The sequence below is a fragment of the uncultured Nevskia sp. genome, assembly GCF_903885465.1.
In the GTDB taxonomy this organism is placed as follows: Bacteria; Pseudomonadota; Gammaproteobacteria; order Nevskiales; family Nevskiaceae; genus Nevskia.
On sequence record NZ_CAISIQ010000225.1, the window covers coordinates 1 to 12,961 of the forward strand.

The following is a 12,961-nucleotide window of genomic DNA, read 5'->3' on the forward strand; positions in this document are numbered from 1 at the left end:
AGGGTGGTTTGCTGACCGAGGCAGTGATCAAGCATCCGCATGCGGTGGTGCTGCTCGATGAAATCGAGAAGGCGCATCCGGACGTGTTCAACCTGCTGCTGCAGGTCATGGATCACGGCACCTTGACCGACAACAACGGCCGTGCGGCGGATTTCCGCAACGTGATCCTGGTGATGACGACCAATGCTGGTGCCGAGGAATCCTCACGGCGCGGAATTGGTTTCACCGAAGCGAATCACTCGACCGATGCACTGGAAGTGATTCGCCGCGGCTTCTCGCCGGAGTTCCGCAACCGCCTCGACGCGATCATCCCGTTCGCGCCGCTGGGCAAGCGCGAGATTGCCCGCGTGGTCGACAAGTTCCTGATGCAGCTCGAGGAACAGCTGGCGGCCAAGCACGTGACGATGGATGTCGAGCAGGAAGCCCGCGACTGGCTGTGCGAGCACGGCTACGACGTCAAGATGGGTGCCCGTCCGATGGCGCGGACGATCCAGGAAAGCATCAAGCGTCCGCTCGCCGAGGAACTGCTGTTCGGCAAGCTGGCTCATGGTGGTCGCGTCACCGTCAAAGTCACCGACGACGACAAGATCGGCTTCGAGATCGAAGCCAAGGAGAAGTCGGTGGTGGCAGTCGAACCGGCTTGATGCTTCAGCGCTGAATCGAGAAAGCCAGCGAAAGCGGGCTTTTTCTTGGCTATCAGTCCCAGTCCAGAAATTCGGCTAGGTCGGCAGCGGAGGCTGAAACTGGATCCCCGCCTGCGCGGGGATGACGTTTCAATGCAACCGAAACGTTACTTGTCGCGGAACGTGATCCGACCCTTGGTCAGGTCATACGGCGTCAGCTGCACGGTGACCTTGTCGCCGGTCAGGATGCGGATGTAGTTCTTGCGCATGCGCCCGGAGATATGGGCGGTGACGATATGGCCGTTTTCGAGCTTGACCCGGAACGTCGTGTTCGGAAGCGTTTCGGCGACGATGCCGGGCATTTCGATGTGATCTTCTTTTGCCATTAGGGCCACGGAGTTTGAGGAGGGCGGATTATCCGGGAACGAACCCGGACTGGCAATTCCTGCCTCAAATGTCAACCAGATCCTGCCAGCTTCCGTTGCGCAGCACTTGCAGCGGATGGAAGCGTTTCTTGTAGTCCATCTTCGCGCTGTCGGGCACCCAGTAGCCGAGATAGACGTACGGCAGCCGCTGGATCTGGGCCTGTTCGATCTGGCTCAGGATCGCGTAAGTGCCCAGTCCGCGGGTCGGCGCTTCGGGATCGAAGAAGGTGTAGACCGCAGACAAGCCACGCGGCACCCGATCGACCACCGACACCGCCATCAAGGGGCTGTCCGGCTGATCGCCCGCGCGGAACTCCCAGAACTCGGTCGCCCCCCAGCCGCAGGCGAGGAATTCCTCGAAGGCCTTGGCGTCGTCGGGATCCATGCCGCCATCGCGATGGCGGGCAGCGAGATAGCGGCGATAGAGCGCGTAATGCTCGTCGTTCAGCGTGGTCTTGATCGACAGCACGAGATCGGCGTTGCGTTTCCAGCAGCGGCGCTGGGCGCGATCCGGCACGAACTCGCCGACGACGATGCGCGCCGATTGGCAGGCGCGGCAGTTCAGGCACATCGGCCGATAGGCGTAATCGCCGCTGCGCCGGAAGCCTTGATCGAGCAGCGCGCCGTACAGCGCCGGTTCCAGCGGAAACGCTGGATCGACGAAGGCGCTGCGTGCATGGCGCTCCGGCAGGTAGCCGCAGGCATGCGCACTTCCCATCAGCAGGCGGAGGCTTTGCATGGTCATGACGAAAACCGATGCAAGAACGGTGCGCGCCAGAGGCTCATGCCAGCAGCCCCGAAAAGTGCTGCTGCGAGGCGGGCACTTCGATGTCGTAACGCCAGACCCCGACTCTTGAAGGCGACTGCAGCGCGACGCGCAGCCGCGACAGGAAACGCTCGCGGGAAATCTCGACCGCCCCCAGCGTGCGCAGATGCTGGGACGCGATCTGGCAGTCGATCAACTCGAACGACCAGGACTTCAATTGCTGGCAGAGCCAGTACAGCGCCAGCTTCGAGCAATCGGTCTCGGTGCTGAACATCGATTCGCCGAAGAACACGTGGCCGAGGGCGACGCCATACAACCCGCCGACCAGTCGGCCGTCGCGCCAGACCTCAGCCGAATGGGCATGGCCGGCTTCGCGCAATTCAAGATAGGCGCGCTTCATGTCGGCGCCCAGCCAGGTGCCGTGGCTGCCGCGGCGTGATTCGGTACAGCCGTCGAGTACATCGCCAAAAGCACGATCGAGCGTCACCGCGTAATCCGGCTTGCGAATGCGCTTTTCCAGCGAATGCGAGATATGGAATTGATCCGGCTCCAGCACCGCACGCGGGTCCGGGCACCACCAGAGAATCGGCTCGTTGGGGTTGTACCAGGGGAAGATGCCGCCGGAATACGCGCGCAGCAGGCGGTCGACAGACAGATCGCCACCGATCGCCAGCAGCCCGTTGGGATCGCGCATCGCGCGATTGGGCGGCGGGAAAGGCTGGTTCGGGTCACGCGGGTCCAGCCAGTGCAGGCGGACCGGGTTATCCATCGTTCGCCGCCCCGGCGGGATCGACGACGATGCGCTTGTACGGCGTGTGCTCGTCGAGCAGCGCTTCACGCTGTTCGACATAGGCGCGCTCGCGTTCGAGATGATCGCTGACTGCATCGAACAGCCGTGGCTCGGCAAGCCAGTGCGCGGAACGGGTGATCTGCGGCGTGAAGCCGCGCGCCAGCTTGTGTTCGCCCTGGGCGCCGGCATCGAAATGCCGCAAGCCCTCGCGGATGCAGTAGTCGATGCCTTGGTAGTAGCAGGTCTCGAAATGCAGGCTGTGATAGCGATCGGCCGCACCCCAGTGACGCCCGTAGAGCGTATCGCCACCGCGCAGCGTGATCGCCACTGCCACCATTGCCGAGTCCTCGTATGCCAGAACGAGTCTAACCGGCGTGTCGGCCTGTCGTCCGTAGTCGAGAAAGAATTCCGGGGTCAGATATGGCGCCTGGCCGCGCTCGGCGTAGGTGCTGGCGTAGAGCGAATAGACCCGCGTCCATTCGGCTTCGCTGAGCTCGTGACCGGCACGAATCTCGAAGCGGATGCCGGCTTCGGCAACCCGGCGGCGCTCGCGGAGAATCTTCTTGCGCTTGTCGCTCGTGAAGGTCGATACGAAATCGGTGAAATCGCGATAGGCGCCGTTCGGTCCCTGATTGAACCAGTGGAACTGAACGTCGTTGCGCTCGACCAGTCCGGCGCTTTGATACGCCGCGAAATCGGCGTCGTCGACGAACAGCGCATGGCAGCCGGACAGCCCGGCAGCGCGGGCGATATCGGGCAGTCGACCGGCGATCAGTTGCCGCGCGGCTTCATCGCGGGCGCCGAGCCGTGGCCCGCTGCAGGGCGTGAACGGAATTGCATTGATCAGCTTCGGGTAGTACGGCTGGCCGATGCGGCGACTGGCATCGGCCCAGGCGAAATCGAAGACGAACTCGCCATAGGAATGGCCTTTCACATAGAGCGGCGCAGCGGCGGCAGCGCCAAGTTCATCGCTGAGCACGACGTGACAAGGCGACCAACCGAGTTCTGGGCTGACGCAGCCATGCTCTTCCAGAGCCCTCAGGAAGGCATGGCGCGTGAACGGGTAGGCGGCCGGGAACAGCGCGTTCCACTGCTCGGCAGGCAGCGACGCGATGCGGTCGAGATGGCGGACGCGCATCGCGTCGTTGTGGGTTCCGGAACGTCCGGTGTGAGGAGGGCGGCCGGCCTCAGTGGAACGTCAGTACCGCGACTTCGGCCCCACGCAGCGCCCATTGCACGCAGGTGTCGTGCTCGAAGCGGGAAATTTTTTCCTCATCGGACGGCGGAGCCGCTTCGGCAAGGCGGCCATCGGAGTCGAACTTGATTGCCGCACCCGCCGTCTGGATCTTCATCTCGGCAGCAGCTTCATCGTCCCAGGAGACCTGCAGATAGCGCACACGGCGCTCGGCAAACTCAGGCAGTTTGTTAGAGCCAGCCGCGATCAACGCAGCTTCGGCCGGGGAAAATTCACGGATTGCACCGTCCGGGGCCAGCACGAAATGACGCACTTCCATAGTCATCGCAAACCCTCCGATTGCAGTTCTTGGCAGTATTGGTCTGACAGAAACATGACGCTGACCGGCGCGATTTCAAGACCTACCAGGGCCTGTACGGTAGCCGGACCACCGAAGGTCGGCTGATATACTCCGGCCATTCCCGACGTCCGTTCACCGTGCCTTCTATCGCCCGCTTCTTTCGCTTTGGTAGCAAGAAACAAGCCGCGCAACCTTTGACGCGGAAGGGTGGTTCGACGGCGCCCGCCGCCGACGCCACCTGGATCGAACGCCTGCCGAACGAGGCGGTGCTGCTGATCTGCGTCGGCGTTGCGGTGTTCCTGCTGGCCGCGTTGCTGAGCTTCCATCCAGATGATCCGGGCTGGTCCTCCTCCGGTGTCGGCCATCAAACCCGCAATCTCGCCGGTGCGGCCGGTGCCTGGCTGGCCAATGGCCTGCTGAGCTGTGTCGGCTATGTCGCATTCCTGTCGCCCTGGGCCGTGTTATGGCTGGGCTTGCGCGCCTTCCGCGGCTTCGATTCACCGATGCATCTGCCCTTGGGCCTGCGGGCTGCTGCCTGGTTCGTTTCGGCGCTGAGCCTGGCGGGGCTTGCCGCAATGTACGGCGGCGACGCCAGCCGCTGGTTGCCGCAGGGCGGCGGTGGTATTGCCGGCAGTCTGCTCGGCAACAGCCTGCGCAGCGTGTTGAATCCGGTCGGCGCGACGCTCTTGTTGCTGACCTTGTTCGTTGCCGCCTTGCCGCTGGCGATGGTGTTTTCGTGGCTGGCCGTGCTCGATGCCATCGGCAGCCGCGCGATGGCCTGGTGGGAGCGCCGCCAATTGCGCCGCGCCCAGCGCAGCCATGAGCAGATTGCCGACGTGATCGGCAGCGAAGTCGATGTTGCGCTCGATGAGCCGCAAGTCCGCGAACCGCGCCGCCGCAAGCCGCGCTTCGAGCCTTCGCTGACCAGCCCGGAACTCGATCTGGCGGTTGCCGAGCCCGGGCCCTTGCCGATCGTTCATCGGACGGACGATCGGGATGAACCGGCGCCGCCGCTCGCCGTGGTCAGCCCCTCGTTTGCGCTGCCGTCCGATCCGGCGCCGCCATGGGCGACCGAGGCTGAAGCCGAAGTGGAAATCCCAGTCGGATCGAAGCTGGTGATGGCCGCGCCGAAGCCGAAGAAAGCGGCCAAGCCGGATGCCATTGCCATCCCGGCGTTCAACGGCGAGCCACTGCCGCCGCTGTACCTGCTCGATCCGCCGAAACCGGGCGGTCGCCGCTACACGGCTGAGGAAATCGATCGCTTGTCGCGCGAACTCGAACGCCATCTGGCCAGTTTCGGCGTCAAGGGCACGGTCGTCGATGCGATGCCCGGTCCAGTCATTACCCGCTTCGAGCTGCAGCCGGCTTCGGGTGTGAAGGGTTCGCAGATCACCAATCTGTCGCGCGATCTCGCGCGCGTGATGTCAGTGGCCAGCGTCCGCGTGGTCGAGGTCATCGAGGGCAAGAGCGTCATCGGCCTGGAGATTCCGAACCAGAAGCGCGAGATGGTTTCGCTGTCCGAGATCCTGGCGTCGAATGCCTACACCAGCGCCACTTCGCCGCTGACCATGGGCATGGGCAAGGATATCGCCGGCAATCCAGTTGCCGTCGACATGGCCAAGATGCCGCATCTGCTGGTCGCCGGTACCACCGGCTCGGGCAAATCGGTGGCGATCAACGCGATGATCCTGTCGATGCTGTTCAAGGCTTCGGCCGAGCAGCTGCGCCTGATCCTGATCGATCCGAAGATGCTGGAACTGTCGGTCTACGAGGGCATTCCGCATCTGTTGACGCCAGTGGTCACCGACATGAAGGACGCCGCCAACGCACTGCGCTGGTGTGTGGCCGAAATGGAGCGCCGCTATCGGCTGATGTCGGCGCTTGGCGTGCGCAATCTCGCCGGCATGAACAAGAAGGTGCTCGACGCGATCGAGTCTGGCGAACCGATTTCCGATCCGCTGTCGACGATTCCGGATCTCTTCGCCGATGCCGAATTGTCCGGCCCGGTGCTCGGCCCGAGCCTGGAGCCGATGCCGCACATCGTCATCGTCATCGATGAACTTGCCGACATGATGATGGTGGTCGGCAAGAAGGTCGAAGAGCTGATCGCCCGTATCGCCCAGAAGGCGCGCGCCGCCGGCATTCATCTGATCGTTGCCACCCAGCGCCCCAGCGTCGACGTGATCACGGGCCTGATCAAGGCCAACATCCCGAGTCGCGTCGCGTTCCAGGTGGCCAGCCGCATCGACTCGCGGACCATCCTCGACGAAATGGGCGCGGAAACCCTGCTCGGCCACGGCGACATGCTCTATCGGCCGATCGGCGCCAGCCGCATCCAGCGTCTGCACGGCGCCTTCGTCGACGATCATGAAGTGCACAAGGTCGTCGCTTACCTGAAGCAGGTCGGCGAGCCGAACTACATCGTCGACATCCTCAACGGCGAGCCGGAAGAACGTGCCGCGCCGGAGCCGGGTGCGGCCGATGCCGAATCCGATCCGCTCTACGACAAGGCGGTGGCGATCGTGCTCGAGACCCGCAAGGCCAGCGTCAGCTGGGTACAGCGGCGTCTGTCGATCGGCTACAACCGCGCCGCGCGCATGGTCGAGCAGATGGAAGCGGCCGGCATCGTCGGGCCGTCCGGCCCCGGCGGCAATCGCGAAATCCTCGGGCCTGGCGGCCGGGACTGAGCGCCTTGGAGGGCCAGTCGGGAGTTCTCCCGCTTTCCCGAATTGGGCTGCTGTGTCAGATTACGCGGCCTTGCGTGAGCATCGACCCAGATCGGTGCCGGGCGCAAAGGGGCACACATACTGATCTGCACACTTAAATTCCTCGAGAGGATTCAATCCATGAAGTCGATTTACGCCGCTGCTGCCGTCACGCTGGTCTCCGTTCTCGCCGCTGGCTGCAAGCCGGCCCCGGCTCCGGAAGCCGCTCCGGCCGAAGCCGCCCCGGCTGCTGAAGCTGCACCGGCCACCGCTGGTGCCGAACTGTCGGTCAGCAAGTCGGTTTCGATCGCTGCCCCGGCCGATGCCGTCTGGGCCAAGGTCAAGGACTTCAATGGCATGAACACCTGGCACCCGGCGATCGCCAAGTCGGAAATCGTCGAAGGCACCAACAACACCGTTGGCGCCGTGCGTCAGCTGACCTTGGCCGGCGAAACCCCGACCACGATCAAGGAAAAGCTGACCGCGCTGGACGACGCTGCCAAGTCCTTCTCGTATGAAATCGTCGAAGGCCCGCTGCCGGTCAGCGATTACTCGTCGACCCTCACCGTCGCCGCCGAAGGCGCCGGCAGCACCGTCACCTGGTCGAGCAAGTTCAAGGCCAAGGGTGCCGACGACGCGACCGCGACGACGACCATCGAAGGCGTCTACACCGGCGGTCTCGACAACCTGAAGAAGGTTCTCGAAACGAAGTAAGCGACAACGCTTCGTAGTAGCAAGGAAAAGGCCCTTCGGGGCCTTTTTCCGTTTCTGCGGCCTGAATCGTCACGGCGCGGCAAGGCTGCTCAGCGGGGCTTCAGCCGACAGGCGATAATTTCGCTGTCTCAATCTTCGTACCGCGTGGCTTCCCATGATCAGATCGCTGTCATCGCTGCTGGCTGTCCTGCTGCTGTCGTCGACGGCTACGTCCGCCGCCGCGGCCGATTCCGCGCAGGACGCGCTGAAGCGCTTCGTCGACGGCGTGCAGACTTTCGAGGCGCACTTCGAGCAGACCCAGACCGACGATCGCCACAAGGTCACGGCTCGCAGCAGCGGTATGTTCCTGCTTGCCCGTCCGCCGGCATCGGCGAAGACCGGCGTCGGTCGCTTTCGCTGGGCCTACGAAAAACCTTATGAGCAGTTGTCGATCTGCGACGGCGTGAAGCTCTGGGCGTTCGATCCGGATCTGAATCAGGTCACTGTGCGCAATGCCCGTGATGCGCTGGCTGGCACGCCGGCGGCGCTGCTGTCCCAGCGCGGCGGCCTCAGCGAGGCTTTCGTCGTGCAGGACGGCGGCAGCGAAGGCGACGCCCATATCGTGCGCCTGCTGCCGAAGGCCAAGGATGGCGATTTCAAGCTGATCGAACTGACGCTCGACAAGGCTGGCGCGCCGCAGCGCATGCGTTTTGAAGACCCGATCGGCGGCTCGTCGGAAGTGAAATTCAGCGCCATCAAGACCAATCAGAAGATCGACGACGCGCAGTTCAAGTTCGTGCCGCCGAAGGGCACCGAAGTGGTCGATGGCGACAGCCCGCCGAAGGCCGGTGCTGCAACGCCCTGATGAATCGATTCGCGGCTCGTCGTGATGCGTGAGCGTGCGGACGCAGTCCTGAACGCGCACGCGCCTTTGGCCGAGCGGATGCGCCCGCGCACGCTCGATGAAGTCGTCGGCCAGGCGCACGTGCTCGGGCCGGGCTCGCCGCTGCGGGTGGCGATGGAATCCGGCCGCATTCCGTCGATCGTGTTCTGGGGCCCGCCCGGGGTCGGCAAGACCACCTTGGCGCGGCTGATCGCCAATCATTCGGACGCGCAGTTCCTGACCTTGTCGGCAGTGATGGCCGGCGTGAAGGACATCCGCGAGGCGATGGTCAATGCGCAGATGGAGCGCAATGCCAAGCCGCCGCGCCGCACTGTGCTGTTCATCGACGAAATCCATCGTTTCAACAAGAGCCAGCAGGACGCGCTGCTGCCGTATGTCGAGGACGGCACGGTCACCCTGATCGGCGCGACCACCGAGAATCCGAGCTTCGAACTGAACGGCGCGCTGCTCAGCCGGCTGCGCGTGTTCGTGCTGCGTTCGCTCGACAGCGATGCGATCAGCGCGCTGCTGAAACGTGCGCTGACCGATCCCGAGCGCGGCATGGGCGAGGTGGCCGATGCGTTGCCCGATGCCTGGATCGAGCGCATCGCCGATTCCGCCGATGGCGATGCGCGACGCGCGCTGATCCTGCTCGAAACCGCCGTCGAACTGAGTCGAGCCGCTGGCAAGAAGGACGATGCGCTACTCGATCAGCTGATCGGCCGCGGCCTGCGCCGCTTCGACAAGCAGGGCGAGAACTTCTACGACCAGATCAGCGCACTGCATAAATCGGTGCGTGGCAGCGATCCCGATGCAGCGCTGTATTGGTTTGCGCGAATGCTCGATGGCGGCGTCGATCCCGGCTATCTCGCGCGCCGCGTGCTGCGCATGAGCGTCGAGGACATCGGCCTCGCTGATCCGCGCGCTCAGGCGATGTGCCTCTCGGCCTGGGACACCTACGAGCGTCTCGGCAGCCCGGAAGGTGAGCTGGCGCTGGCGCAGGCCGTCGTCTATCTGGCCGTGGCACCGAAGAGCAATTCGGTCTATCGCGCTTACAAGAACGTCCGCGCGGCCGTCGAGAAACACGGCTCGCTTGAAGTGCCGATGCACATCCGCAATGCGCCGACCAAGCTGATGAAGGGCCTCGGTTATGGCGACGGCTATCGCTATGACCACGACGAAGCCGATGGCGTCGCCGCCGGCCAGCAGTTCCTGCCCGATGCGCTGATCGGCACCGAGTTCTACAGCCCGGTGCCGCGTGGCCTCGAAATCAAGATCGGCGAGCGGCTGGCGCAGCTGCGTGCGGTGGCGAGACAGAAGCCGACACGCTGACAAGCTCATTGCGTTCTGTGTATGATTTTATCTTTCGATACACACGAGGCGCCCAATGCGGACCAATATCGATATCGACGACAGCTTGATGGCGGATGCCATGGCCGCCACCGGCGCGCGCACCAAGAAGCAGGCGGTCGAGGACGGTTTGCGCTTGCTCGTGCGCATGCAGCGCCAGCAGGAATTGCGCAGCTTGCGCGGCAAGGTGGCCTGGGACGGCAATCTCGAGGCGAGCCGGCTTTCCGTACACGAACCGTGATCGTGGCCGACAGCTCGGTCTGGATCGACTTCCTGAACGGCGTCGACGGCCCGCAGGTCGAACTGCTCGACCGGCTGCTCGACCGCGACACCGTCGCGATCGGCGATCTGATCCTCACCGAAGTGCTGCAGGGCATCCGTGACGATCGCGAGTTCCGCCGCGTGTCCAGCCTGATGGCCGCACTACCAAGCCACGAGATGGCCGGCTTCGACATCGCGTTGCGCAGCGCGCAGAACTACCGGAGGCTGCGTGCGCAGGGCGTCACGGTGCGCAAGACCATCGACTTGCTGATCGGCACCTTCTGCATCGAGCACGGCCTGACGCTTCTGCACCGCGATCGCGATTTCGACGCGATGGAGCACGGCCTTGGTCTCAAGGTGTTGCGAGCACACGCGGCATGACCGCAACGGTGATCTTCGCGGTTGCAGCGGGCGGCGCGCTGGGCTCAGTCGGGCGTTACCTGTTGTCGACCTTGTTGCGCGGCGCGGCGCTAGGTTTTCCCTGGGGCACGCTGGCCGTCAACGTCGTCGGCGGCTTCGCGATGGGTGCGATCACGGCGTATGCCTTGACCAAGCCAGGTGCGCTGTCCGATACGCTCAGGCTTGGCCTCACCACCGGCATCCTCGGCGGCTTCACGACGTTCTCGGCATTCTCGGTCGAAACCCTGCTGCTCTGGCGCGATGGCAGCGCGACGGCAGCGTTCGCCAACATTGCCGCCAACGTGATCTTGAGCCTCGCGGCCTGCGCTATCGGCCTTTGGCTGGGCCGCCAGCTGGCCTGATCGCTGCAAGCTCGCCGCTATACTGCGCGGCACTTTTTACTCGGATGCTGACCGATGCTTGACCCGAAACGCCTGCGCGCCGATGCCGCCGCGATTGCCGCGCAGCTGGCGCGTCGCGGCTATGTTTTCGATCTCGAACGCTTCAATGCGCTGGAAGCGCAGCGCAAGCAGATGCAGACCGAAACCGAAGCGCTGCAGGCCGAGCGCAACGCCGGCTCCAAGCGCATTGGTCAAGCGAAGGCCAAGGGCGAAGACGCGACGCCGATCTTTGCCGACATGGAGCGGATCAAGGCGCAGCTGGTGGGCAACGAAGCGGCGCTGAACACGCTGCAGATCGAGTTCGACGAGTTTGCCGGCAGCCTGCCCAACGTTCCTCATAGCTCGGTGCCGGACGGCAAGAGCGAAGCCGACAACGTCGAAGTCCGCCGCTGGGGTACGCCACGCGAAAGCACCGGCGCGAAGGACCACGCTGATCTCGGCGAAGCACTCGGCCTGATGGATTTCGCTGCCGCCGCCAAGCTCACCGGCGCTCGCTTCACCGTGCTGCGCGGCCAGCTCGCGCGCCTGCATCGGGCGCTGGGCCAGTTCATGCTCGATGTCCACGTCAGCGAACACGGTTATGAAGAGCTTTATGTGCCATTCATCGTCAACGCTGCGTCGTTCCGCGGCACCGGCCAGCTGCCGAAGTTCGGCGACGATCTGTTCTGGCTGAGCAATGTGCCGGGCGAGGGCGCGCAATGGGGCCTGATCCCGACAGCCGAAGTGCCGGTCACCAATCTACTGCGCGACGAGATTCTCGACGCGGCCAACCTGCCGAAGAAGTGGGTGGCCCATACGCCTTGCTTCCGCGCCGAAGCGGGCTCGGCGGGCCGCGATACCCGCGGCATGATTCGCCAGCATCAGTTCGAGAAGGTCGAGCTGGTGATGGCCACCACACCCGAAGCCTCGTATGCCGCGCACGAGGAACTGACTGCGCACGCCGAGAACATCCTCAAGAAGCTCGAGCTGCCGTTCCGCACGGTCGTGCTGTGCACCGGTGACATGGGCGCCAATGCGGCCAAGACCTATGACATCGAGGTCTGGCTGCCGAGCCAGAACAAGTATCGCGAGATCAGCTCCTGCTCGAACTTCGAGGACTTCCAGGCACGTCGCATGTTGGCCCGTTATCGCCATCCGGAAACCAAGAAGACCGAGCTGCTGCACACCTTGAACGGCTCCGGCCTCGCGGTCGGCCGCACGCTCGTGGCGATCATCGAGAACTACCAGAACGCCGACGGCACGATCACCGTGCCGGCCGCGCTGCGCAGCTATCTCGGCGGCCTCGAGAAGATCGGCTGAGCGAACCGCGCCCCGTGCTGGTCTGCCCGCTGTGTCGCGGAGTTCTTGTTCGCCAGCCGCCGACTTGGCGGTGTGCGAACAATCACTGCTACGACGTTGCCCGCGAAGGCTATGTGAACCTGCTGCTGGTGCAGCAGAAGCACAGCCCGGAACCAGGCGACAGCGCCGAGTCGCTGACTGCGCGGCGCGCCTTTCTCGAAGCCGGCCATTACGGTCCATTGCGCGATGCGGTGGTGGCGAGGCTGGCGCTGCTGGCTGCCGGGAGCTTGCTTGATCTCGGTTGCGGCGAAGGCTGGTACACCAGCGCGTTTCCGACGATCGCCTCTGAGGTCGTCGGCCTCGACATCGCCAAGCCGGCGATCCGGCTCGCGGCGAAGCGCTATCCCGGCATCACCTGGATCGTCGGCAGCGGCGCGCTTCTGCCGGTGGACGACGCTTCGCTCGACGTCATCAGCTGTCTGTTCACCCAGCTGCACATCGACGAGATGCACCGCGCGCTGAAACCCGGCGGCCATGTGCTGGTGGTGACGCCGGCGGCCGATCATCTGTGGTCGCTGCGGGCCGGGCTGTTCGAGGACGTGGTGGCCCATGAGCCGGACAAGTTCCTCGCTGGCTTCGCCGAGCGTTTCGAGCTCACGGCACGCGACGACGTACGCGCACCGCTGTCGCTCGGCAATGCTCAGCTGCGCCAGTTGCTGGCGATGACGCCTTACGTCTGGAAAGCGCGGCCCGAGCGTCGCGCGGCGCTCGAACGATGCGAACAGCTCGAGACGACGGCTGCGTTCTCGCTGCTGCTGTTCAGGAAGCGCGCGCCCTGATCTCGTTCAAGGC

Annotated in this window: 15 protein-coding genes; 10 read left to right on the plus strand and 5 right to left on the minus strand. The window is 64.4% G+C overall.

Going from position 1 to position 12,961, the window contains the following annotated elements; all coding sequences use genetic code 11:
• A partial coding sequence (locus QZY06_RS08380; protein WP_295682778.1) for an AAA family ATPase occupies nt 1-644 on the plus strand: 644 nt, incomplete at its 5' end.
• Nucleotides 645-790: 146 nt separating this feature from the next.
• On the opposite strand, the gene infA is transcribed toward QZY06_RS08380, so the two are convergent.
• The 5 genes from infA to QZY06_RS08405 form a co-directional block, all read right to left on the minus strand.
• On the minus strand, nt 791-1,009 hold the full coding sequence (infA, locus tag QZY06_RS08385) for a translation initiation factor IF-1 (protein WP_022977766.1): 219 nt from the start codon (nt 1,007-1,009) through the stop codon (nt 791-793).
• Between the two features lie 64 nt (nt 1,010-1,073).
• Nucleotides 1,074-1,787: an arginyltransferase gene (locus QZY06_RS08390; RefSeq protein WP_295682782.1), complete on the minus strand. Its 714-nt coding sequence runs from the start codon at nt 1,785-1,787 to the stop codon at nt 1,074-1,076.
• A gap of 43 nt (nt 1,788-1,830) precedes the next feature.
• The gene (gene aat, locus QZY06_RS08395) at nt 1,831-2,583 is read right to left on the minus strand and encodes a leucyl/phenylalanyl-tRNA--protein transferase (RefSeq protein ID WP_295682785.1); all 753 of its coding nucleotides are present in this window, start codon (nt 2,581-2,583) and stop codon (nt 1,831-1,833) included.
• Nucleotides 2,576-3,742, minus strand: a complete 1,167-nt coding sequence (locus tag QZY06_RS08400; protein ID WP_295682788.1) for a GNAT family N-acetyltransferase — start codon at nt 3,740-3,742, stop codon at nt 2,576-2,578. Before QZY06_RS08400 ends, aat begins: the two co-directional genes overlap by 8 nt.
• Before the next feature lie 49 nt (nt 3,743-3,791).
• Nucleotides 3,792-4,124 carry a hypothetical protein gene (locus QZY06_RS08405; RefSeq protein ID WP_295682790.1) on the minus strand — a complete coding sequence of 111 codons (333 nt, stop codon included), beginning with the start codon at nt 4,122-4,124 and terminating at the stop codon, nt 3,792-3,794.
• 209 nt (nt 4,125-4,333) lie between these two features.
• Between QZY06_RS08405 and QZY06_RS08410 the strand changes: the two genes are divergently transcribed.
• From QZY06_RS08410 to QZY06_RS08450, 9 genes are all read left to right on the plus strand, one after another.
• Nucleotides 4,334-6,826 (plus strand): DNA translocase FtsK, encoded by a 2,493-nt coding sequence (locus QZY06_RS08410; RefSeq protein WP_295682792.1) that lies wholly within the window; start codon nt 4,334-4,336, stop codon nt 6,824-6,826.
• Nucleotides 6,827-6,985: 159 nt separating this feature from the next.
• Entirely contained in the window at nt 6,986-7,558 is a 573-nt protein-coding gene (locus QZY06_RS08415) for an SRPBCC family protein (RefSeq protein ID WP_295682794.1), read from the plus strand.
• Nucleotides 7,559-7,712: 154 nt separating this feature from the next.
• Entirely contained in the window at nt 7,713-8,402 is a 690-nt protein-coding gene (gene lolA, locus QZY06_RS08420; protein WP_295682797.1) for an outer membrane lipoprotein chaperone LolA, read from the plus strand.
• Nucleotides 8,403-8,426: 24 nt separating this feature from the next.
• Nucleotides 8,427-9,752 (plus strand): replication-associated recombination protein A, encoded by a 1,326-nt coding sequence (locus tag QZY06_RS08425; RefSeq protein ID WP_295682799.1) that lies wholly within the window; start codon nt 8,427-8,429, stop codon nt 9,750-9,752.
• Nucleotides 9,753-9,807: 55 nt separating this feature from the next.
• Nucleotides 9,808-10,011 carry a type II toxin-antitoxin system VapB family antitoxin gene (locus QZY06_RS08430; protein ID WP_295682803.1) on the plus strand — a complete coding sequence of 68 codons (204 nt, stop codon included), beginning with the start codon at nt 9,808-9,810 and terminating at the stop codon, nt 10,009-10,011.
• On the plus strand, nt 10,008-10,412 hold the full coding sequence (locus QZY06_RS08435; protein WP_367275593.1) for a PIN domain nuclease: 405 nt from the start codon (nt 10,008-10,010) through the stop codon (nt 10,410-10,412). The genes QZY06_RS08430 and QZY06_RS08435 overlap by 4 nt, the downstream gene beginning before the upstream one ends.
• Nucleotides 10,409-10,792, plus strand: a complete 384-nt coding sequence (gene crcB / locus QZY06_RS08440; protein ID WP_295682809.1) for a fluoride efflux transporter CrcB — start codon at nt 10,409-10,411, stop codon at nt 10,790-10,792. Before QZY06_RS08435 ends, crcB begins: the two co-directional genes overlap by 4 nt.
• Before the next feature lie 54 nt (nt 10,793-10,846).
• Entirely contained in the window at nt 10,847-12,130 is a 1,284-nt protein-coding gene (gene serS / locus QZY06_RS08445; RefSeq protein ID WP_295682813.1) for a serine--tRNA ligase, read from the plus strand.
• Nucleotides 12,127-12,948, plus strand: coding sequence for a putative RNA methyltransferase (locus QZY06_RS08450; RefSeq protein ID WP_367275594.1), 822 nt, complete (start codon nt 12,127-12,129; stop codon nt 12,946-12,948). The genes serS and QZY06_RS08450 overlap by 4 nt, the downstream gene beginning before the upstream one ends.
• Nucleotides 12,949-12,961 lie beyond the last annotated feature (13 nt).